The following is a 21,645-nucleotide window of genomic DNA, read 5'->3' as shown; positions in this document are numbered from 1 at the left end:
ATCATGCTGTTCGCACAAATCACTGATCTACATATCAAGCGGCCTGGACGGCTGGCCTACAAGAAAGTGGATACAGCGGCATATCTGGCGCGCTGCGTGGACAAGCTCAACCGCCTGCAGCCTCGGCCCGACGCCCTCGTGCTGACCGGCGACCTGGTCGACTTCGGCGCGCGCGAGGAATACGAACACTTGCGCGCGCTGCTGGCGCCGCTGCGGATTCCCTACTACCTGGTCATGGGCAACCATGATGGACGCGACGCGTTGCGCGAGGCCTTTCCCGATCACGCATACCTTCGGCAGCATCCGGATTTCGTGCAATACGAGGTGGCGCTCGGTCCGCTGCGCCTGCTGGCTCTGGACACGCAGGACCCGCCCAAGGGCGGCGGGCGCCTGTGCGGCGAGCGCCTGCAGTGGCTGGCGGATAAGCTCGCGGCGGACCGCGCCACGCCCACCATCGTGGCCCTGCATCATCCGCCATTCCAGTGCGGCATACGCCATATGGACATCCAGTCGCTGGACCTGGGCGACGCCGCGGCGCTGGCCGGGATCATCGCGCAGGCGCCGAACGTCGAACGGCTGATCTGCGGCCACGTGCATCGTGCGGTGCAGGCGCGCTTCGCGGGCACGATCGCCAGCATCTGCCCGTCGCCTGCCCACCAGGTTGCGCTGGACCTGGATCCCCAAGGCCCGTCGGCCTTCGTCATGGAGCCTCCGGCGTTCCAGCTGCACCGCCATGCCCCCGAAACGGGCCTGGTGACCCATCTGGCCTACGTGGACGACTTCGGCGGCGCATCGCCGTTTTACGATGCGAGCGGCAACTTGATCGATTGACGCCCGGCCGTATCGGCCGACGCGCGTGAGGACGGCACGCGCGTGGGCGCGATTCCGGTCGCAAGAGCTGAAACAAAACGCCATTTCCGCGCGCTACCTTTTACAATTCCCGCGCGCCGGCCTACGTCGTTCAGCCTAATCCATCCCGGTGGTACGCCAGTTCTGGCGTGCGGGCGCACACGCCGCTTCCCACTTGTTCGTCCCGCTATGAAAACGAAAAACACTCAAGGAAGTCGCATCCTCCGGCATGGTCGCGGTCTCGATCAGCCCTTGCCCACGCTGAAGCTCGCGCTGGCCGCCGCCCTCGTGTCCGCGGCCGCGCCCATGGTGGCATACGCGGCGCCGGGCGATATCACCAGCGGCGGCGGCCAGGGCGGTAAAGGCGGCGATTCGAGCTCCGGCAACGGCGGTGGGGGCGGCGCGGGCGGCCTGGCAGGCGGTGGCGGCGGTGGCGGCGGTGGACAAGGGGTCATGCTGCCCTCCACGTCGGTGGACGGAGGGGGCGGCGGCAGCGGCGCGCCGCTGGGCGGCGCCGCCGGACCCGGCGCCAACGGTGGCAATTTCAGCTCCGCGGGTGGTTTCGGGGGCCAAGTTCTGGGCGGGGATGCCAGCTCCGGCGGTGGCGGTGGCGGCGGCGCTGGCGGCATTGCCGGACCGGGCGGCGCTGGGGGCAATAGCTTGTCGCCGTCCGGCAACGTCAGCGGCAGCCTTGACACGGTGCTGTCCGGCGCGGTGGGCGGCACGAATGGAGATGCCGGCAGCGCGGGCATCTCCGATGCGGGCGGCGGCGGCGGCGGCGGCGGCCAGGGCGGCCTGGTCCTGACCGGTGCGAATGCAGTGCTCTCCACCGGCGGAACCTCCGTCGCGGGCGGCACAGGCGGCGCCGGAAATACGGCGATCGGCGGTCCCGGCGGCGGCGGCGGTGGCGGCGCCGGTGTGGTGCTTGTGTCCGGCGGGACCATCCAACACGACGGCTCCGTGATCGTCGGCGGCACCGGCGGCGCGGCCGGCCTGGGTCCGGACTCGGGCGGCGGCGGAGGCGGTGCGGGCGTGTTCCTGGTCGATGGCGGCACGCTGTTCAACAATGCCGGCACCGTACAGGGCGGCCTGGGAGGCGACGCCACGAGCGGGGCGGGCGGCCTGGGTGGTGCCGCCGTGCTCGCCAACCGCGGGGCAGTGAACAATGCCGCTTCCCTCCGCGGTGGCGGCGGAGCCACCGGGGCCGCGGCCGGGACGGGCGGCGATGCCATCGTCGCCAATGGAACGGCGATCGCCAATGATGCGGCGGGCCAGATCATCGGTGGCAGGGGAGGCGACGCATTCGGACCCAGCGGGCAGCCTGGCAACGGCGGGGCCGGCGTGCGTTTCATCAACACCGGCGGATCCCTGCGGAACTCCGGAATTATCTTCGGCGGCGCCGCGGGCAGTCCGGCCGGCGTCACCCTGGGCGCCGGCGGGGCCGGCGTGATCGTCCAGGGCGGCGTCACGGTAGCCAATAGCGGCACGATCGTGGGCGCCATGGACAGCTTCAACGGGAACCGCGCCAATGCCGTGGAACTGAGCGGTGGGGCCAATCGCCTGACGTTGCAGGCGGGATCCACCATCCTGGGCAACGTCGTCAGCACCAGCGGGGCCACGCTGGGCGGCGATGTCCTGGCGCTGGGCGGCGACACGACAGACGCCAGCACCACATTCAATGTCGGCCAGATCGGCGCGGTGGGCGCCGCGGTCCAGTATCAGGGCTTCAATGCCTACGAGAAAACGGGTGCCAGCACGTGGACGCTGACCGGCTCGACCGCCGGCGTCACGCCGTGGACCCTGAGCGGCGGCACGCTAGTAATCGGCGCGGACGCCGCGCTGGGCGATGTTTCCGGTGCCTTGACGTTCAATGGCGGCACGCTGCGCAATACCGCTGCCATCGATACGGCGCGTTCCATCGCGGTGGGCGCTGGCGGCGGCACCCTGGATACGCCACAGCCGCTGGCGCTGCAAGGCGCGCTTTCCGGTAACGGCGCGCTTGCCAAAACCGGCGCCGGCACCTTGACGCTGAACGGCGCCAGTACGTATACGGGCGCCTTCGCGCTGCAGGCCGGCAAGCTGGTGGTGGGCGACGCCACCCACGCGGGCGCCATCCTGCCAGGCATCGTGACCGTAGGCAATGGCGCCACGCTGGGCGGGCAGGGCACGGTCGGCGGCGCGGTGATCGGCGCCGGCGGCATCGTGGCGCCCGGCAACTCCATCGGCACGCTGCATGTCACCGGGGACTTCGCCATGGTCCCCGGTGCGGTCTACCAGGTGGAGGCGGATTCCACGTCGTCGGCCAGCGACCGCATCGTGGTGGGCGGCACGGCGACGCTGGCGGGTTCGGTGGTGCACGTGGGGCCGGACGGTAATTTCAGTCTGGCGCGCGACTACACCATCGTGACGGCGGCGGGAGGCCTGCATGGGGCTTTCAATAGCGTGGCCAGCAATTACGCCTTCCTCGACCCCAAACTGAGCTATGGCGCGAACGATGTCACCTTGCGGATGCAGTTGAAGCAGGTGCCGGGTAACGGCGGCTCGGACAATGGCGGCGGCGATGGCGGTAGCGGGAGCAACGGCGGCGATGGCGATGGCGGCGGCGATGGCGGCACCCGGCCCATCCGTTTTGCCGACGCCGCGGAGACGGGCAACCAGCGCGCCACCGCCAACGCCGTGCAAAGCCTGCCGCAGGACAATGCCGTGTATTCGCGGGTGCTCAACCTGCCCGTCGGCGCGCCGCCGGCGGCATTCAACGCCTTGTCGGGCGAGGTCCACGCCAGCACCATCGGCGTGCTCCAGGGCGTAAGCGACACGGTGGCCACGTTGCCGATGGCGCGCTTGCGCGCGAACCTGTACGCGGGCCAGACGGCCGGCGAGCCGACCGCCCAAGCGGGACCTGGGGCCGCGGACGCGGCGGTCCTGCCGCGGTCGGCCGCGCAGCCTGTCTGGGCCCAGCTTTTCGGCAGCTGGCGCACGCTGGACGGCAATGGCGACGCGGGGCGCGTGCGGCAATCGGATGGCGGCCTGTTCGTGGGCGGCGATCGGGCGTTGGGCGCGGGCTGGCGCCTCGGCGGGGCGCTGGGCTACACCGGCAGCCACGCCTCGCTGCACGATCGCGCTTCCACCGCGGACGTGGACAGCTACAGCGCCACGCTCTATGGCGGCAAGGCCTTCCAGGCCGGGCCGGGCCACATCGAATGGACCGCGGGCGTGGCCTATACCTGGCACGATATCGACACGCGCCGCGATACGTCCGCCGCGGGACTGGCCGATACGCTGAAGGCCAGCTATCACGCCGGCACCGCGCAAGCGTTCACGGAACTGGGCTACCGCTTGCCCGTGGGCGATCGCATGGCAGTGCAGCCTTTTGCCGGCGTTAACTACAGCGACCTGCGCGTGCGCGGGTTTTCGGAATCCGGCGGCGTGGCCGCTCTGGATGGCGACAGCCAGCGCAGCGCGGTCACCACCACCACGTTGGGCCTGCGCGGCGAGCTTCGTTTCGAGTCAGCGGGAATGCCGGGCCGCGTGCATGCCATGGCCGGTTGGCGCCATGCCTTCGGCGACCTGGATCCCGACACCACCATGGCCTTCGGCGACAGCGTGCCGTTCACGGTGGCCGGCGCCCCCATCGCGCAGGATGCCGCGGTGATGGAGCTGGGCATCGACATGCGGCTGACGAAATCGACGACCGTGGGCGTGGCCTACAACGGCCAGCTCGGCGGCGGCAACCGGCAGAATGCAGGCAGCGTGAATCTCGCATGGCGGTTCTAGCGCGGCCGCGCTCGCGTGCTGTCCGTGTGCGAGCCCGTCCCGATACGATCCCGCCGATTCAGTAAATGATATTCGGCGCCAGTCTTTCCCCGGTCAGAAAGCGTCTATGCGATAGATGCCGGAGGTCGGGGGCCGTATTGCCGCTGTTGATCAGTTGCGCGAGCATATGCCCCGCCCCCATGGCGCTGCTGAATCCGTGGCCGCTAAAGCCAGTGCATAGATACACGTTACGGATTCCGTCCACTTCCGACACGACCGGAATGCCATCGGGCGTGTTATCGATCGCGCCGCCCCAGGCGATATCGAGCCGCTCCGGGCCCAATCCGGGGAAGACCTTTTCCGATGCCTCGTAGGCCGAGCGCACCAGCGACATATCCGGCGCAGGGTCGAGGATGCGATTGCGTTCGAACGGAGAGCGATTCAGGTACAGATAATTGAACTCGCTCCAGAGCTGGCGGAAGAATTCGCGGCCGAACTGAAGCTTTATGCTCTTGCGGCGGCTCGTATAGAGCCCCATGAATCGCCTGCCGTATCGCAGGCTGTTGGGGACGATGGGAACGGAACCGCGTCCGCTCTTTGCCAGGGTGTACCCGCCATCCTGGCGCTCGCGCAACGAGAACTCGGGCGCTTTCAGCGGGCCGCTGAAATCCAGCTGCATATCGTCGCGGGTTTTGGACGCGGACGAGTAGACGTTCAATGTCGGCAGCACAATCTTGTGCTTGACACAGAACAGGGAGGACCAGGCACCGCCCGCGATGACCACCGCGCCAGCCCGGACGAGACCGCGCTCGGTTTTGACGCCTGCGACCTTGCCGCCCTCGAAGTAAAGTTCATTGACGGCACAGTGCTGTTGCACCGAAACACCCATACTTGCGGCATGGCGCGCGATAAGCGGTATTGCGCATGACGGATCGGCATAACCGTCATGAAAAGTGCGCACCCCGCCTATCCAGGGGCTGCCGTTCGCCGCATAGACCTTGTTGGCCTGTTCGCGGGTGAGCATTTCGGCGGCAACGCCGGAGCGTTTCGCGAACTGGAACCAGTCTTCCCAGCCGGCGAGCTCCGATTCGCTTTGCGTGACGAACGTAATGCCGGTCTCGCGAAAGCCGACATCCGCGCCGATCTCCGCGGATATCTCCGACCACCGCTTTACGCTGAGCTTGGCCATACTGAGCTCGCGCGTATCGCGACCCAAAGTACGGCACCAACCCCAATTCCGGCTGCTCTGCTCGGCGGCGATTCGTCCCTTCTCGAAAACGCCTACGGTTCGCCCCAGCTTCGCCAGTTCATAAGCGGTGATGACGCCCGCGGCGCCTCCGCCGATAATCGCAACATCCACGTGCTTGGGAAAGGGGACATCGAGGTCGATCTTGAGTAACGGCTGCTTCATGATGCTGAAAGTTGGATGGTTACGCGGTCGCCGGCTGCAGTTGCGGATACTCGGTCTTGAGCTCGTCGAAGATCGCGAAAATCACCGCGGCCCCCGCGGGGACATCGCCTTCCTTTTCCTTCGCTTCGAGCGCATCGAAGATCTTGATCTTCAGGAAGTGGCGCCAGTTGGCCGGCACGCTGGAGAGCAAGGATGTCAGTGCTTCGTAGCGTTCCTCGGTCCAGGACCGTTCGAATTCATCCCGGCCCGGGCCGTAGTCGAAGTGTCCGGCCGCCGGCGCCTGCGCCGTGCGCAACCTGGCACGCAGGCTCTCGGTAGCCTGGACATCGACGGCCCCATCCGACATCACGACAAAGTAGTCGTCCCTTGCCGATTCCACCGACACGTATCCGCAGCGAACGTCATGGGCGACGCTCTCCGGGTCGCGCTCGATGGCGGGACCATAACCGCCGCCGCCGCAGCCTTCCAGGCGGATGACGTCGCCGGGCTGGCAATGAATCAGGTCGTTCACGCCAAGGTTCTCTTCACGCGCCGACCCGGGATTGCGCAGGAATCGGGATACCGAACCGGCTTTGCCTCCAAGTACGCCCCAGGATGCGAAGCGGGACTTGTCGCGGTTGCGCGCGGTCACGATGGAGTTGGGCGCGAAGACCTTGAACTCCATCACAGTGCCCAGGCCGCCACGGAACTTGCCGACGCCGGCGCTGCCCGGAACCAGCCCGTAACGGGTAATGCGTATCGGCACTTCCGCTTCGTTGATCTCGACGGGCGTGTTCCGCAGGAACGCCACGATGGCGCCGGAGGCTTCCGACCCATCGCCGTTGAGCGCGCCGCCCGCCCCGCCGCCGACCGGGCCGATCGCGGCAATGACGTTTTGCCCGCTGCTGGAAGCGGTGCGGACGTTCATGATGCTCATGCCGCCCGCCGGCGAGGCAGGCATGCGCTCGGGCAGTGCCTGCGAGAACGCGCCGATGGTCGCGTATTGCACCAGCTTGCACGTCAGGCTGCGCATGCCGACGGCCGCCGGGGGCAAGGGATTGACCACCGTGCCTTCGGGCAGCACGCAGCGCGCGACCCGGATCATGCCAGCGTTCAGCATGATGCCCGGATTAAGGGTATAGAGCACATAGTTCAGGCCGACGAGGGCCAGGACGTGTCTTTCCTTCCCGCCTGTCGGCATGTTCAGCGAGGAGTTCAGTTGCGGGTCGCTGCCTGTGAAATCGAATTCCAGTTCGGAGCCGCGCACGCGCAGGTTCAGGGCGACCCTCAAGGGCTTGCCGTTGACGGAGTCCTCGTCGGCGAATTCCGAGAATCGATAGTCGCCGTCCGGGATCTCCGACACCAGCACGCGGGCCTGCTCTTCCGAGTAGTCCAGCAGCGCCTGGATGCCTTCCTTGAACGCGGCGATGCCGAAGCGCTCGATGATCTCCAGAATGCGCCGTTCGCCGGTCATGAGCATGGATATCTGGGCATTCAGGTCGCCCCGGTTCTGCTCCGGCGAGCGGACGTTCACCTCCATGAGCTTCATCAGCTCTTCATTCAGCACGCCGCCCCGCACGATCTTGCTTGGGATGAAGCGGATCCCTTCCTGGTGGATCTCCGTCAATGTGCGTGAGAGGGATGCCGGGACCGCGCCTCCCATATCGGTGTTGTGTACGTGGCCGCCCACATAGCAGACGATCTCGCCCTCGTAGAACACGGGCTTCCACATCATGACGTCCGGCGTGTGCGTCGCGACGTAGCCGCTATAGGCATCGTTGGTCATGCCCACGTCGCCGGGTTCGTACGGGCCCGCCATGTCGATGACGGAACTGAAATCCAGGCCCGGATACCAGGTCGCTCCGAGTGTCTTGGGAGAAGCGAACGTCAAGCCCTGCGGGGTCATCAGGGTGCAGGAAAAATCCTCTGTTTCCTTGATGAACGCGGAGTGTGCGGTCCGGACCAGGGTGTACGCCATGCTTTCCGCCGCCGCCACACAATAGTTGGCGAAAATCTGCAGCGTGGATTTGTCGAAACTCATTTCTCAGTGCTCCTCGCTACCGCCAGCCTGTATTTCCAGATTGCCATAGGCATCCACGTCTACGATATAGCCGGGCAGCACAGTGGTCGTGCAATCGTCCTGCGCAATGACGGCAGGGCCCGCGACGCGATGTCCCCCAAGCAAATCCGTCCTGCGATACAGCGGGACATCCCTGTTTTCGCCGTCCATCCATACCTGCATGTGCTTGAGCGGTTCGGGAACGCCTTCGCCGCGCGCGACCTCGCGCAGGCTGGGCTTGGGCGTGCGCGACGTGATGACCAGCCGCAGCGCGACGATCTGCAGCATGGCGTTCGCATCGCTATGGCCGTACAGGCGCCTATGTTCGGCGTGGAAGGCTTCGGCGATGTTCTTCATGTCGCCGTTTCGTATCCACTCGGGGTCCAGCGGCGTATCGATCTCGAACGATTGGCCGCGATAGCGCATGTCCGCCGAAACGGCGATGGCCGCCTTGCCGGTGTCGCCGCCTTCGGATGCCAGCCAGTCCAGCGCCTGCCTTTCCAGCAGGGCTCGCTCTCGCTCCAATGCCTGCAAGGTCCGCGGCGTCACGTCGTAATACGTGGTCTTGACGAAATCGTTCTTCAGGTCGGCGATCAGGCCCCCCAGCGCCGACAGCACGCCGGGCGTGGTGGGAACGAGCATCTTGCCCACATTCAAGGCGCGCGCCAGATAGCAGGCCATCATCGGGCCCGCGCCGCCGAATGGCATCAATGTGAATTCGCGGGGATCGATACCGAAGCGCGAAACGATGCGGCTTACGCCGGCGTACATGCTGGAAACCGACACGTTGACGATCGCTTCCGCCGTCTCGCCCAGGCTCTTGCCGAGCTTCTGCGCCAAGGGCGCGATGGCATCGCGCGCGGCTTGCACATCGACCTTGACCGCGTTGTAGCCGAGTTCGGCCCCGCCGATGATGCCGAGGACAGCAAAGGCATCGGTGATGGTCGGTTGGGTGCCGCCGCGTCCGTAGCACACGGGCCCAGGATTCGAGCCGGCGCTGTCCGGGCCGACTTTCAGCACGCCGAAGCGGTCCACCCAGGCAATGGAGCCGCCGCCGTCGCCGACCGAAGACACCGAGACGGACGGGATATGGATCTGGAAGTCGCCGATGTACTCGCCTGTGGCGTACTGGGGTTCCCCATCGATGATCAAGGCCATGTCCGCGGTCGTGCCGCCTATGTCCAGGCTCATGCAGCGCTTGACACCGCATTGCTGGGAAACGTAGGCGGCCCCGATCACGCCGGACGCGGTGCCGGACAGGATCATCTGCACGCAGTTGCTCTTACCATACTCGGCGCTCATGACGCCGCCATTGGATTTCGTGACCTTGAGATCGACCCCCACGCCGGCTTGCGCAAGCGCGCTTTGCAGGCGGGTCAGGTAGTTGGCCACACGAGGTTGCACATAGCCGCCTATGACCGCCGTCAGCGTGCGCTCGTACTCGCGGATGATGGGCCAGACTTCGTGCGAGCAGGAGACGAACATCCCCGGCAGTGCGGCCGCGATAAGTTCCTTGACCTGCTTTTCGTGGGCGGGATTGCGATAGGAGTGCAGCAGAGAGACCACGATCCCCTCGCAACCCGCGGCTTGGGCAGCCTGTGCCGCGGCGAGCACGCTTTCCTTGTCGACGGGGGTTTCTTCGGAACCGTCCGCCGCGAGACGCTCGATGACGCCGAAGACACGGTCCCGCGTGATCAACGGAGCGGGGCGCTTCGAGGTCAGATGGTACATGTCCGGGATCTTCAATCGCGCGATGTCCAGGACGTCTTCGAAGTTTCGGGTCGTGATCAGGCCGAGCTTGAGACCGCGCCGCTGTACCACCGCGTTGACGCCTACGGTCGTGCCGTGCGTGAAGTAGGCGACGTCTTTCGGATCTATGCCGTAGCGCTCTCCCAGCTTGGCCATGCCGGCCAGTACTTCGCTGCCGGGCTCATCCGGACGCGAGAAGACTTTCAACGTGCGGATCGTACGCGTTTCGTCGTCCAGGACGGCGAAATCGGCGAAAGAGCCACCGATATCGACCCCGATTCTCAATCCCATTTTCTGTAGTGCCTCATTAGATTCCCCACGGTAGCGGGCAGTGTAAGTAGCGCCACCATGCAGCGACAAATTCGAATACATCAGGAGGCCATACATTTTCGGTATGTGGGCGCGCCGCGGATTCCGGACGGCACCCAGCTGCCGCTATCGGGGTCGAGGGACATTCCGACCGCGGCTTTTCCGCATATATCAGAAATGTATGCCCCTCTCAGGTATTCGAATTTGAGGTGGCTGCGACACGGTCCTATGCTTATTTCCCGGGACTTGCGTCGAATCCGGCATCTCGCTCGTCATTCGCCTTCCCGACATTCGGCATAAGTCCAAGAGACGAAAGGGGAACACCATGAAGACCACCAGAAGGGATTTTTTCTCGGTATGCGGCTCGGTTGGCGCGCTTGCGGGCCTGCCGTCGTTCGCATGGGCGCAGGAAACTCCCAAGAAGGGCGGAAACGTACGGTTTGCCGTCCAGAATGGCTCCGTATCCGATACCCTGGATCCGGCCAAGGGCGCGCATTCCGGTGACTGGACCAAGCAGTTCTGCGTGTTCAATGCCCTGACCGAATTCAATGATTCATTGATTCCGGACCTGGCGCTCGCCGAACGCCTGGAAAGCACCGACGGTATGAATTGGCACGTCACGATCAGGAAAGGCGTCCAGTTTCACGATGGCGCGGAGCTGTCCGCCGATGACGTGGTGTATTCGTTGATGCGGCACAAGGATCCGGCCCTGGCGTCAAGAGCCTTTTCTATCGCCAAGGAGTTCGCCGACGTCAAGGCGAACGGCAAGTACGAGGTCGCGATCACGCTCGTGCGTCCCAACTTCGATTTTCCCTCGGTACTGGGGGCCAGCTACTTTCTTATCGTCAAGAACGGCGCCACCGATTTCGCGAAGCCGGTCGGGACGGGTCCCTTCATCGTGGACAATTTCACGCCGGGGCGGGGGTTTTCCGGCAAGCGCAACCCGAACTATTGGAAGCCGGGGCTGCCTCATCTGGATACGGTCGAAATCGTCAGCGTCCCGGACAATGCCGCCCGCGTCAATGCGGTGCTGGCGGGCGACGTCGATATCTGCTCCCTGGTGACTCACGGCTATGCCGACCAGGTCAAGCGCAGCAACAGCGCGGATCTGGTCGTGAACAAGCTGGGCCTGTACACCGATCTGATCCTGCGGCAGGACAACCCGATCGCCGGCAACGCGGACTTTGTCGCGGCGGTTCGCTACATGCAGGATCGCAAGCGCATGGTCGACTATGTCATGCGCGGCTATGGCCTGATCGGCAACGATCACCCTGTGGCGCCCTGGGACCCGTACTATCTGGAAGGCTTGCCGCAGCGTGCGTTCGATCTGGACAAAGCCAAGTTCCATATGAAAAAAAGCGGCCTGGCCGGCCAGTCGCTGGAGGTCATCTGCCAGCCCGGCATCGCGGCTTCCGTCGAGGGCGCACAGTTCCTGCAAGGCTACGGCGCGGCGGTGGGCTTCAACTTCAAGGTGAAGCAGGTGCCTACGGATGGATATTGGTCGACATACTGGACCAAGTTTCCCATCACCTATGGGTCGATCAACAACCGTCCGAATGTCGGGATGATATTCGAGCTGTTCTACACGTCGACTTCGACACTCAACGAAGCGAAATGGATCAATCCAAAGATGGATCAGCTGCTGGATGCCGCCCGGGCACAGGGCGATTTCCAGAAGCGCAAGGCAATCTATGGGGATATGCAGGTACTTGCGCACGAAAGCTCGGGCACGGTCATCCCGGTTTTCGACATGATCCTGGACGGTGTGTCGAAGAAGGTACGAGGCTATAAGCCCAACCCCTCGGGGATGAGCATGGGATATCGTTTCGCGGAAGCCGTCTGGCGGGCCTAAGCGGGCAAGCGGAAGCCGCCGTGGCTCCGGCCGTCTCGCACGGAGCGCAAATCGCAAGGGCCGCAATCGCATGTCGATTGCGGCCCTTTTCCAATGGCGCCGACAGGCGCGTCAGCGTATGGCTTATAGCGCCAGCCGCCGTTCATTGATACGTTCGCAGGATGCCTCGAGCCAGCCGGGACGCAGTTCCGGCACGGAGTCGAGCAACAAAGAGGTATAAGGATGGCGCTCCGGGCCGTTCAGCGCGGCCCGCTCGCAGCTGTCCACCTTGCGGCCCTTGAACAGGACCGTGATGTCGTCGCATACGGTGCCGACAGTCGATATGTCGTGGCTGATGAACAGGTATGTCATGCCCAAGGCGCGCCGCAGTTCCACAAGCAGGTCCAGGATGGCCGTGGCCACGACCGTATCCAGGGCGGACGTCACCTCATCGCAGATGATGATGTCCGGTTCGGCGGCTAGGGCCCGCGCCAGGTTGATGCGCTGCTTCTGGCCGCCGGAAAGCTCGCCGGGACGGCTGCCCGCCATGCTGGCCGGCAGTTTCACCATATCCAGCAGCTCGGAGACGCGGCGGGGGATATCTTTTTTGGCGCATCGCTTGAACAGCAGCAGCGGACGCGAGAGGATGGTCGCGACGTCATGGGCGGGATTGAGTACCTTGTCCGCGTTCTGGAAAACCAGTTGGATGCGGCGGTGCAGCTCCGCGCTGCGTTCGGTGACATTGCCTGCAAGGGGCAGACCGTCGAAATGCACCGAACCGCGTGCGGGGGCCAGCAGTCCGGCCATGACGTAGGCAAGGGTCGATTTCCCGGATCCCGATTCGCCGATGACGCCCATGGTGGATCCACGGCGAACCGTCATGTTCACATCATGCAGGATGGGCACCGCCGGCAGGCCCTCGCGGTCTTTCCTGCCGTAACCGGCAGTCAAACCCTTGACCTCCAGCAGCACGGGCTGTTCGGCGGCATTGCTGGCGTCGGTGTCGTCCAGTCGCGCAACTGGAGCGGCCACGGCCATCAGGCTGCGGGTGTATGCATGCGCGGGTGTATTGACGATCTGGGCGAGGTCGCCCATTTCCTGGATTTCGCCATTGCGCAGGACGATGGCGCGATCGGCGACCTGCGCCACCACGGCAAGGTCGTGCGATACATAGACCGCGCTGATGTTGTGGTCTTTGATTGCTTTCTTGAACGCCAACAGGACTTCGATCTGTGTCGTGACGTCCAAAGCGGTGGTGGGCTCGTCGAAGATGACCAACTCGGGATCCGACATGAGCGCCATCGCAGCCATCAGGCGCTGCAGCTGTCCGCCGGATACCTGATGTGGATACCGATTGCCTATCGTTTCGGGAGAAGGCAGCGCAAGCGACCTGAACAGGTCCACCGCCTTGCGGCGGGCGGCATCGGGCCCCATGAGGCCATGCACACGGACGCTTTCCGTCACCTGGTCCATGATGTTGAGCGACGGGTTGAACGATGCGGCGGCGCTTTGTGCGACATACGCGACCTTGTTGCCACGCAGGCGGCGCAACGTATTGCCCGGCGCGCTTGGGATATCGGTCCCGCCGAAGACGATACTGCCCCCGGCGATGCGGCACCCCGTTCGCGTATAGCCGAGCAGCGCCAACGCGATGGTGGTTTTCCCGGAGCCGGACTCGCCGATCAGGGCCAGCACTTCTCCCTTGGCGATGTCGAAGCTGACGTCCTTGACGATGGGGGTGTCCCCAGCGGGCGTGCGGGCGACGACCCGCAGATCGGTGACCGAGACGATACCTTGCGTCATGCCTGATGCTCCGTGCCGCGGCGTTTGCGTGCGGCCAGGCTGTCGATGAACAGGTTGGCCCCTATGGTCAACGTGGCGATGGCCACGGCCGGCATCAGGATGGCCAATGCGCCGGTCGACAGGCCGGAGAGGTTTTCGCGTACCAGCGAGCCCCAGTCCGCATACGGAGGCTGGACGCCCAGCCCGAGGAAGCTGAGCGCGCTCAGCATCAGCACATTGAAAACGAAGCGCAATCCGAAATCCGCCAGCATCGGATGAATCATATTGGGAAGAATATCGCGGCAGGCGATGTACAGATGGCTTTCGCCGTTCAACCGGGAGACCGTGACATACTCCATCGCGTTCAACCCGACGGCCTGGGAGCGGGCGATCCGATAGGCGCCGGGCATGTACGTCACCGCCGCGGTCAGAACCAGGACAGGCAGCGACGATCCATAGATGGCGATCATCAGCAGCGCCAGGATCTTGCTGGGGAGTACGAGCAGGGTGTCCATCAGCCGGCTCGTGACTTCTTCCAGCCATCTTCCAACCACGGTGCACAGCAGCGCCAGCAGCGTTCCCATGGTGCTGGCCAATATCGTGGCGGCCAGCGCCAGGCCGATGGAGTAACGTGCGCCGTACAGAATGCGGCTCAGCATGTCGCGCCCCAGATAGTCGGTGCCCAGGGGAAACGCCATGCTTGGCGAGCCGAAAATCTCGCCGCCGGAAAAATCGTTGATGCTGTAGGGGGCGATCCAGGGCCCTATGACGGCCATGAGGAGCCAGAACAGGGTGATGCACAGGCCCAGCCGTCCCGAGCCGGATAGGGAAAGAAAGAAGCGCCAGGCGCGCGTAGCGAAGTTCTTGCTTGCTTTCATATCAGCGCAGTTTCGGGTTGAGTACGATCGTGACGATGTCGGCTATCAGCAGAAGAAGCAGATAGCAGGCGCTGAAGAAGATCACGCAGAACTGGACGACCGGCAGGTCGCGGTTGCTGACGGCGTCGACCAGGGTGCTGGCCAGGCCGGGGTAGGAAAAGATGGTCTCTACGATGACCACCCCGCCAAGCAGGTAAGACAGGCTCAATGCCATGGCGTTGACGATGGGGCCGATCGCATTGGGCAGGGCGTGCCGTAGAACCGCCCGGGTCGTGCTCAGTCCTTTCAGCACGGTCATTTCGATATAGGGCGCGTCGAGCTGATTGATGAGCGCGGCCCGCGTCATGCGCGCCATCTGGGCGATGACGACGCAGCACAGCACGAGGACGGGCAGGCTGTAGGCACGCATGAATGCGATCAGGCCGCTGCCTTCGGGGCCGAAGGACAGGGCGGATACCCAATGCAGCTTGACCGCGAAAAGCAGTACGGCCAGCGTGGCCACGAGGAACTCCGGGACGGCCACGATCGACATCGTCGAAAGACCGATGAAGCGGTCCAGCCGCGAACCGCGGTACATCGCCGCCAGTATGCCCAGGACCAGCGCAATGGGTACGGACACCGCCGTGGCGGCGGCAGCGAGGGACAGCGTATTGGGAATCCGCGCGATGACGATATCCCGCACGGCCACGCCGCTTGCATAGGAAATGCCGAAATCGCCCGTCGCCAGGCCGGTCAGCCACTTGACGTAGCGCCACAGCGCCGGCTGGTCCAGCCCGAGCTTGTGGCGCAGGGCGGCCACGGTTTCCGGAGTGGCGGCTTGCCCAAGGGACATTTGCGCGGCGTCGCCGGGGAGCAGGCTGGCCATGAAGAAGACCAGCGCCGAGACGAGAAAGAGCGTGAGCAGCCCAACGAAGATACGTTGACGCAGAAGACGCGGGATCGGGCCATTCATATGACGTATATCCTTCCAGGGTTGTCGCCCCAAGGCGGCGGCGAACCGGCGGCGCCGTGCACGCCTAGTACAGCACATCCTTGACGCGGTAATAGGCGCCCACGAAAGGAAGGAACCAGGCTCGGACGGCGTAACCCGGCAATGCTTGCCACTGGTCGCGAACCCAAGGGTTGGTCCTTGGTTTTCCGAGCAGGGTATCGGCCATCAGGTCGCCCATGTAGACGGACATCTGCGTGCCATGCCCGCTGTATGCCATGGCGTAGTACAGGCCCTCATGTTTGCCCGCCGACGGCAGACGGTCCGCCGTGGCTTCCACCAGACCGCCCCAGCAGTAGTCGATTTCCACGTCCCTCAGGGCCGGAAACATGCGTCCCAGGCTGGCTCGGAGTATGCGGCCGCTCTTCGCGTCGGAAGCCGGGTTGCTTCGCGCGAAGCGTGCGCGGCCGCCCCACACCAGCCGATGATCGGCGGTAGGACGGAAGTAATTGCCGAAGTTCAGGCTCGTCACATAATTGCGACGGTTCGGCAGCGTCCGGTCCAGAAGGTCGGGAATGGGCTCGGTGACGATGACGAAGCTGCCCACCGGCACGATGCGCCGCTGCCACCAGCCGAAAGGCCCGTGATTGGAACAACCGGTGGCCAGAAGTACCTTGCCCGCTTCGATCTGTCCGCGGCTGGTCGTGACGCGGAACCTGTCGCCGCCCAGTGGCCGCAGATCGGTCACCGGCGTCCGTTCGTATATGCGCGCGCCCCGGCGGGCCGCGGCGGTGGCCAGGCCCGTGCCGAACTTGCCCATATGCATTTGCGCGGCCCGCGGGTCCAGCAAGCCGCCGTGAAAAGCGTCCGACTGCAGTTCCCGCTGGACATCGGAGGCAGACAGCAGTTCGACCGGCAGATCGAGGTACTTGCGCAGCGCCTCGTGATTGCGCACGAGACCGGGCACGTGCCTGGCCTTGCTCGCCAGTTTGATTTTTCCTCGGCGCACGAAGTCGCAGGCGATCTGCTCTTCGGCCACGGTCCGTTCGACGAAATCGACGGCGTCGTCGTACGCACGGTAGTAACGGGTCGCGGCTTCGACGCCATGCGCGCCGATCAGGTCCGACAGGCCCTGGGCCGTACCCGGACTGCAGTGGCCGCCGTTGCGCCCCGATGCTTCTCCCTGGATGCGCCCGGACTCCAGCAGGACGACGTCGGCGCCGCTACGGGCCAGTGTCCGGGCCGCCGACAGCCCGGTAAATCCGCCGCCCACGACCACGACGTCGGCGCGTGACGGCAGGTCGCCGGTCGCGCCGGCCGTGAACGCCGGGGCCGTTGAGAGCCAATACGGTTCGAGCCTCATGATCAAAGCCCCACGACCGCGGCGAGTCCGCCGATATCGCGGATTTCGGTATAGCCGTAGTACGGGGTGGAGGGCTCGTGTCCGCGAGCGACGAAGACCTTGTTTTTGATTCCCATGTCGTGGGCCGTCATCAGGTCGTAGCGCAGGCTGGAGGAGACGTGGAGAATGTCCTCCGGGCCGCAGCCGAGCTGGTCCAGCATGAATTCAAAGGCCTTCATCCGGGGTTTGTAGGCCTGGGCCTGCTCGGCGGTATACACGGCGTGGAACGGCACGCCGATTTTCTCGATGTTGTGGGGAATCTGGGCGTTCATCGCATTGGTGAGCGCCACCAGCGGGAACGCCCGCGCGACTTTCGCCAGGCCGGCGCTGGTGTCCGGATGCGGGCCCCAGGTCGGAACCTGGTCATAGATGAATTTGCCGTCGCCGTCCCGGTACTCGACCTCGCAACGCTTGCACGTGCGGCGGATGGCGTTGTCGACGACATCCAGATACGGCTTCCAGGCGCCCAGCACTTCGTCCAGCCGATACGCCGAAAAAACGTCGGTGAACTGCTTCATGCGTCCGGCCGGGACGCGGTCGGCGAAGCGCTGCTGGGCGGCGTTCGCCATCTCGAAGTAGATTAGCGTGCCGTAGCAATCGAACGTGATGTACTTCGGTTTGAACATGCTCATGAAGTTGCCCCGGAGTGGTCGGCGAATCGCCGGTGCGGCCGAAGCGGCTGACCCGGATCGTCTCGGCCGCGAGCCGTCGAATGCCGTGCAGGGCAGTGTCCCGGTCAGGACTATCGCGATGACGGCAGGCAAAGTTTAAGAATGGGTCTCCGAGAAAACAAATGCGGATATACTCGCAGGGCATACATTTTTGATATAGGGTGCAGCGATGCTCAATTTTCGCCAGATACAGGCCTTCAGGGCCGTAATGCTTTCAGGATCGATGACCCTGGCCGCGAAAGAGCTGCACACCTCCCAGCCGCACGTCAGCCGCGTGATCGGCGAACTGGAGCGCCGCATTGGATTGAAGCTGTTCGAACGGCACTCCGGAAAATTGATCCCCACGCTGGAGGGTCAGGTGTTCTTCCGCGACGTGGAAAATACCTTCGCCGGCATGCGCAGCCTGGAGGACGCCGCCGCGGCCATACGGCGGCGGGGCGCCGGCCGGCTGCGCCTTGCCTCGGTGCCGTCCATGGCCATCGCCGTGGTGCCCGAGGCGATCCATGTGTTTGCACAGCAATACCCGGATGTGGACGTCACGCTGCAGGTAACCGATTCGCTTACCGTATGCCAGTGGGTCGCCAGCGGTTACGCCGACGTGGGGGTGGCCTCGGAGATATTCAACGCCACCGGCGTCGAGTCGGAGCTGCTGCAGCGCAACGTCGGCGTCCTGATTGTGCCGCTTAACCATCGGCTGGCCCAGCGCAAGAAGACGATCACGCCCCGCGATCTGGTCGGCGAGAAATTCCTGTCGCTGAAGTCCAGCGATATCGCGCGCAAGCAGATCGACGATGCCTGCCTGATCGACGGTGAAGAGCGGCGCATACTGGCCTACGAGTCCCACTTCGCCGCGGCGATATGTCATATGGTCTCTTGCGGCATGGGCGTAAGCATCGCCAATCCCCTGGTAACCAGGGCCTATGCGGACCGGGTGGCCATCAGGCCGTTCTTGCCGCGGATCGAATTCTCCACCCATCTGGTGTATCCCCTGAACAGCCCGGTCAACATGTTGGCGAAGTCGTTCGCGGCCGGTTTGCGCAGTTGCTGCGAGTAAGGGCATATCAAAGCTGTATAGGGTTCGTATCAAGCGGTATTTGACCGGATATCGAGCTTTTCCATAGAGTTTCGTAGTCTCCCGCCAAGAGGCCGAGGCCTCTCTTATCGTGTACTTTCAGGAAGTGCGATGCCATTCTCCTTTCAGAATGCTGTGCTGTTGCGAAACGCAAACTACATTAACGGCCGCTGGGCGGCTTCTCGAAGTGGAAACACGTTCGCGGTGACCGATCCCGCCACGGGCGAAGCGTTCGCACACGTGCCCGACAGCGTCGCCGAGGACGCCAGAGAAGCGCTGGAGGCGGCGCACGCCGCTTTCCAGGGTTGGCGCCGCGTGCCGGCCAAGCAGCGCGCGCAGATCATCAAGCGCTGGAATGACCTGATCGTGGAGAACACCGAGGATCTCGGTCGTCTCATCTCCAGCGAACAGGGCAAGCCCTTGGCCGAAGGCAAAGGCGAAGTTGCCTACGCGGCCAGCTATGTCGAATGGTTCGCCGAGGAAGCCACCCGTGCCGGTGGCGATATCATCCCGGCCTCGGTACCGGGACGCCGTATGTTCGCGGTCCGCGAGCCCGTTGGCGTCGTCGCGGCGGTGACGCCGTGGAATTTCCCCGCGGCGATGATCGCGCGCAAGATCGCGCCGGCGCTGGCGGCGGGTTGTACGGTCGTATGCAAACCAGCCGAGGACACGCCGCTGACGTCGCTGGCGCTGGTAAAGCTGGCCGAGCAGGCCGGCGTGCCGCCGGGCGTATTGAACATCGTGACGGCATCGCGGGAAAATGCGGGCGCTGTCGTCGACGTCTGGCTGGATGACGCCCGCGTACGCAAGATCACCTTCACCGGCTCGACGCCGGTAGGCAAGCACCTGGCGCGCCGCTCCGCCGATACCTTGAAGAAGCTCTCCCTGGAATTGGGCGGTAACGCGCCTTTCATCGTGTTCGACGACGCCGACGTCGATGCCGCGGTGGATGGACTGATGGCGGCGAAGTTCCGCAATGGCGGCCAGACCTGCGTCAGTCCCAATCGCATCTATGTGCAAGCTGGCGTCCACGACGAATTCGTCGAGAAACTGACTGCCCGGGTCGCGGCCCTCGTTGTCGGGCCGGCCACGGATCCCGCCTCCCAGATCGGCCCGATGATCAACGCGCGGGCGGTCGATAAGATCGAGCGGCATGTGAACGACGCGGTGAGCCGCGGGGCGAAGGTGAAAACCGGCGGGGCGCGGGTGAATCGGGATGGTCAAGCGGGCGCGCACTATTACGCCCCGACGGTGTTGACGGAAGTGGTCGGCGACATGGAGTGTTCGTGCGAAGAAACCTTCGGGCCGGTCGCGCCGATTACGCGCTTCCGTGACGAGGCCGAGGTCGTCGCGGCCGCCAACGGCACCCCTTTCGGTTTGGCGTCGTACTTCTACTCGCGCGATGTCCGGCGCATCTGGCGGCTGGCGGATCAGCTGGAGTCGGGCCTGGTCGGCATCAACGAGGGCGCCGTGGCCGCCGAGGCGGCGCCATTCGGCGGCGTGAAGGATTCCGGTTACGGCCGTGAGGGTTCTCAGCACGGATTGGAGGAATACATGCACCTCAAGTATCTGTGCCAGGGGCAGCTCGACTGAAGGTCGGCATTGTCGAGGCATCCGCTCCAGCCGCGGCCTGTGGGCTGTCGATGAAGAACCAAGGACTATCACTATGATTACAACCAATGCAGGTTGGGGTGCCAGACGCGAGGCGCATGTGCCTCATGGCGTCGTCACGGCCCATCCGGTTTTTGCCGCGAGAGCCAGCGGTTCCCTCCTTTGGGACGTCGAAGGGAATCGCTATATCGATTTCGTCGGCGGAATCGGTGTGCAGAACGTCGGCCACAATCACCCCAGGGTGGTGGCGGCGGTGCGCGCCCAGCTGGAACGCGTGACTCACGCGGCATTCCAGGTTGCCGGCTATGGCGGCTATGTCGACGTGGCGGCCAGGCTGAATGCGCTGGTCGGCGGCGGCGAGCCCTATAAGACCTTGTTGGTGACCACGGGCGCCGAGGCGGTGGAAAACGCGGTAAAGATCGCGCGTGCCTATCGGAATGTGCCGGGCATCGTCGCCTTCCGCGGCGGCTTTCATGGCCGCACCTTGCTGGGCTCTACCTTGACCGGCATGAGCGCGCCGTACAAGCAAAACTTCGGGCCGCTGGCCGGCGATGTCTATCACACGCCTTATCCCGATCCCTATCGCGGGTTCTCCAGCGACGATGCGATCAGGGCGCTGGAAGAGCTGTTCGCGACGCAGATTGCGCCCGATCGCGTCGCGGCCATCATCCTCGAGCCCGTCCAGGGCGACGGCGGCTTTCTGCCGGCTGGCAAAGCGTTCTTGCAGGCGCTGCAGGCATTGACCAGAAAGCACGGCATCGTGCTGATACTGGACGAAATCCAGGCGGGCTTCGGTCGCACCGGCGAAATGTTCGGCTTCCAGACCGCGGGCATTCAACCGGACCTCGTGACTGTCGCGAAGAGCCTGGCGGGCGGCCTGCCGCTTGCCGGCGTGGTCGGCAGGACAGCCATCATGGATGCGCCGGCGCCGGGCGGCCTGGGCGGCACCTATGCGGGCAATCCGCTGGCGTGCGCGGCGGCACTGGCGGTGCTGGACGTTTTCGAAGAAGAAAACCTGCTTGAAAAAGGCCGGGCGCTGGGCGTTACCCTGCGCGCGGGATTGGACGAACTGGCGTCGCAGTATGCGGAGGTCGGCACGGTGCGAGGCGTCGGTCCGATGCTGGCGCTGGAGTTCGTCGCCGGCGGCGATCCCTTCAAGCCGGACGCCGGGTTTGCGCAAGCCGTTATCGATGAATGCCGGGCCGGCGGGCTGCTGGTCATCAAATGCGGGGTGTACCGCGACACCGTGCGCCTGCTGCCGCCTTTGAATACGCCGCTGAATGTGGCGGAGGAGGCGCTTGAAATCTTGCGCGGTGCGATCGGGCGCGCACGCGGAAGCAAGGCATAAAGCAAATGCCGGG

General features: G+C 64.7%; 14 protein-coding genes. 6 read left to right on the top strand and 8 right to left on the bottom strand.

All coding sequences use genetic code 11. The features are described from left to right. Window positions 1-3 precede the first annotated feature (3 nt). Both CAL28_RS21635 and CAL28_RS21630 read left to right on the top strand, forming a co-directional pair. Window positions 4-831 carry a phosphodiesterase gene (locus CAL28_RS21635; protein ID WP_094843250.1) on the top strand — a complete coding sequence of 276 codons (828 nt, stop codon included), beginning with the start codon at window positions 4-6 and terminating at the stop codon, window positions 829-831. Between the two features lie 270 nt (window positions 832-1,101). Next, a complete protein-coding gene (locus CAL28_RS21630; protein ID WP_094843249.1) occupies window positions 1,102-4,623 on the top strand; it encodes an autotransporter family protein in 3,522 nt (1,173 codons plus the stop codon). 58 nt (window positions 4,624-4,681) lie between these two features. Here CAL28_RS21630 and CAL28_RS21625 read toward each other — a convergent pair whose 3' ends face one another. Genes CAL28_RS21625 through CAL28_RS21615 form a run of 3 tightly spaced genes read right to left on the bottom strand, consistent with a single transcriptional unit; the run spans window position 4,682 to window position 10,091 of the window. Beyond that, entirely contained in the window at window positions 4,682-6,013 is a 1,332-nt protein-coding gene (locus CAL28_RS21625) for an NAD(P)/FAD-dependent oxidoreductase (RefSeq protein ID WP_094843248.1), read from the bottom strand. A 19-nt stretch (window positions 6,014-6,032) separates the two neighbouring features. Next, a complete protein-coding gene (locus CAL28_RS21620) occupies window positions 6,033-8,033 on the bottom strand; it encodes a hydantoinase B/oxoprolinase family protein (RefSeq protein WP_094843247.1) in 2,001 nt (666 codons plus the stop codon). A 3-nt stretch (window positions 8,034-8,036) separates the two neighbouring features. Further along, window positions 8,037-10,091 carry a hydantoinase/oxoprolinase family protein gene (locus CAL28_RS21615; protein ID WP_094843246.1) on the bottom strand — a complete coding sequence of 685 codons (2,055 nt, stop codon included), beginning with the start codon at window positions 10,089-10,091 and terminating at the stop codon, window positions 8,037-8,039. Window positions 10,092-10,434: 343 nt separating this feature from the next. Between CAL28_RS21615 and CAL28_RS21610 the strand changes: the two genes are divergently transcribed. Next, window positions 10,435-11,961 carry an ABC transporter substrate-binding protein gene (locus CAL28_RS21610; protein ID WP_094843245.1) on the top strand — a complete coding sequence of 509 codons (1,527 nt, stop codon included), beginning with the start codon at window positions 10,435-10,437 and terminating at the stop codon, window positions 11,959-11,961. A gap of 123 nt (window positions 11,962-12,084) precedes the next feature. Here the strand turns inward: CAL28_RS21610 and CAL28_RS21605 are convergent, their stop codons facing one another. The 5 genes from CAL28_RS21605 to CAL28_RS21585 form a co-directional block, all read right to left on the bottom strand. After that, a complete protein-coding gene (locus CAL28_RS21605) occupies window positions 12,085-13,743 on the bottom strand; it encodes an ABC transporter ATP-binding protein (RefSeq protein WP_094843244.1) in 1,659 nt (552 codons plus the stop codon). Then, complete coding sequence (locus tag CAL28_RS21600; RefSeq protein WP_094843243.1) at window positions 13,740-14,600, bottom strand: ABC transporter permease; 861 nt, start codon at window positions 14,598-14,600, stop codon at window positions 13,740-13,742. The genes CAL28_RS21605 and CAL28_RS21600 overlap by 4 nt, the downstream gene beginning before the upstream one ends. A 1-nt stretch (window position 14,601) precedes the next feature. Further along, window positions 14,602-15,552: an ABC transporter permease gene (locus tag CAL28_RS21595; RefSeq protein WP_094843242.1), complete on the bottom strand. Its 951-nt coding sequence runs from the start codon at window positions 15,550-15,552 to the stop codon at window positions 14,602-14,604. 64 nt (window positions 15,553-15,616) lie between these two features. Beyond that, a complete protein-coding gene (locus CAL28_RS21590; protein WP_094843241.1) occupies window positions 15,617-16,891 on the bottom strand; it encodes an NAD(P)/FAD-dependent oxidoreductase in 1,275 nt (424 codons plus the stop codon). Window positions 16,892-16,893: 2 nt separating this feature from the next. After that, window positions 16,894-17,562, bottom strand: a complete 669-nt coding sequence (locus CAL28_RS21585) for a haloacid dehalogenase type II (RefSeq protein WP_094843240.1) — start codon at window positions 17,560-17,562, stop codon at window positions 16,894-16,896. Window positions 17,563-17,770: 208 nt separating this feature from the next. Between CAL28_RS21585 and CAL28_RS21580 the strand changes: the two genes are divergently transcribed. The 3 genes from CAL28_RS21580 to CAL28_RS21570 all read left to right on the top strand — a co-directional run bounded on the left by CAL28_RS21580 (window position 17,771) and on the right by CAL28_RS21570 (window position 21,632). Continuing rightward, window positions 17,771-18,655 (top strand): LysR substrate-binding domain-containing protein, encoded by an 885-nt coding sequence (locus CAL28_RS21580; RefSeq protein ID WP_094843239.1) that lies wholly within the window; start codon window positions 17,771-17,773, stop codon window positions 18,653-18,655. A gap of 129 nt (window positions 18,656-18,784) precedes the next feature. Then, window positions 18,785-20,266, top strand: a complete 1,482-nt coding sequence (locus tag CAL28_RS21575; protein WP_094843238.1) for an NAD-dependent succinate-semialdehyde dehydrogenase — start codon at window positions 18,785-18,787, stop codon at window positions 20,264-20,266. 73 nt (window positions 20,267-20,339) lie between these two features. After that, window positions 20,340-21,632 (top strand): aspartate aminotransferase family protein, encoded by a 1,293-nt coding sequence (locus tag CAL28_RS21570; protein ID WP_094843237.1) that lies wholly within the window; start codon window positions 20,340-20,342, stop codon window positions 21,630-21,632. The last annotated feature ends 13 nt before the right edge of the window (window positions 21,633-21,645 follow it).

Origin of the sequence: Bordetella genomosp. 11, from assembly GCF_002261215.1 — a bacterium.
GTDB lineage: Bacteria > Pseudomonadota > Gammaproteobacteria > Burkholderiales > Burkholderiaceae_B > Bordetella_C.
Note: the sequence above shows the minus strand (reverse complement) of the source record. Positions and strands in the feature narration are given on the sequence as shown.

Excerpts from the sequence above, each read along its gene's own strand:
- CAL28_RS21635 (WP_094843250.1), top strand. The coding sequence starts at position 4 with ATGCTGTTCGCACAAATCACTGATCTACATATCAAGCGGCCTGGACGG.
- CAL28_RS21625 (WP_094843248.1), bottom strand. The coding sequence starts at position 6,013 with ATGAAGCAGCCGTTACTCAAGATCGACCTCGATGTCCCCTTTCCCAAG.
- CAL28_RS21620 (WP_094843247.1), bottom strand. The coding sequence starts at position 8,033 with ATGAGTTTCGACAAATCCACGCTGCAGATTTTCGCCAACTATTGTGTG.
- CAL28_RS21615 (WP_094843246.1), bottom strand. The coding sequence starts at position 10,091 with ATGGGATTGAGAATCGGGGTCGATATCGGTGGCTCTTTCGCCGATTTC.
- CAL28_RS21610 (WP_094843245.1), top strand. The coding sequence starts at position 10,435 with ATGAAGACCACCAGAAGGGATTTTTTCTCGGTATGCGGCTCGGTTGGC.
- CAL28_RS21605 (WP_094843244.1), bottom strand. The coding sequence starts at position 13,743 with ATGACGCAAGGTATCGTCTCGGTCACCGATCTGCGGGTCGTCGCCCGC.
- CAL28_RS21600 (WP_094843243.1), bottom strand. The coding sequence starts at position 14,600 with ATGAAAGCAAGCAAGAACTTCGCTACGCGCGCCTGGCGCTTCTTTCTT.
- CAL28_RS21595 (WP_094843242.1), bottom strand. The coding sequence starts at position 15,552 with ATGAATGGCCCGATCCCGCGTCTTCTGCGTCAACGTATCTTCGTTGGG.
- CAL28_RS21590 (WP_094843241.1), bottom strand. The coding sequence starts at position 16,891 with ATGAGGCTCGAACCGTATTGGCTCTCAACGGCCCCGGCGTTCACGGCC.
- CAL28_RS21585 (WP_094843240.1), bottom strand. The coding sequence starts at position 17,562 with ATGAGCATGTTCAAACCGAAGTACATCACGTTCGATTGCTACGGCACG.
- CAL28_RS21580 (WP_094843239.1), top strand. The coding sequence starts at position 17,771 with ATGCTCAATTTTCGCCAGATACAGGCCTTCAGGGCCGTAATGCTTTCA.
- CAL28_RS21575 (WP_094843238.1), top strand. The coding sequence starts at position 18,785 with ATGCCATTCTCCTTTCAGAATGCTGTGCTGTTGCGAAACGCAAACTAC.
- CAL28_RS21570 (WP_094843237.1), top strand. The coding sequence starts at position 20,340 with ATGATTACAACCAATGCAGGTTGGGGTGCCAGACGCGAGGCGCATGTG.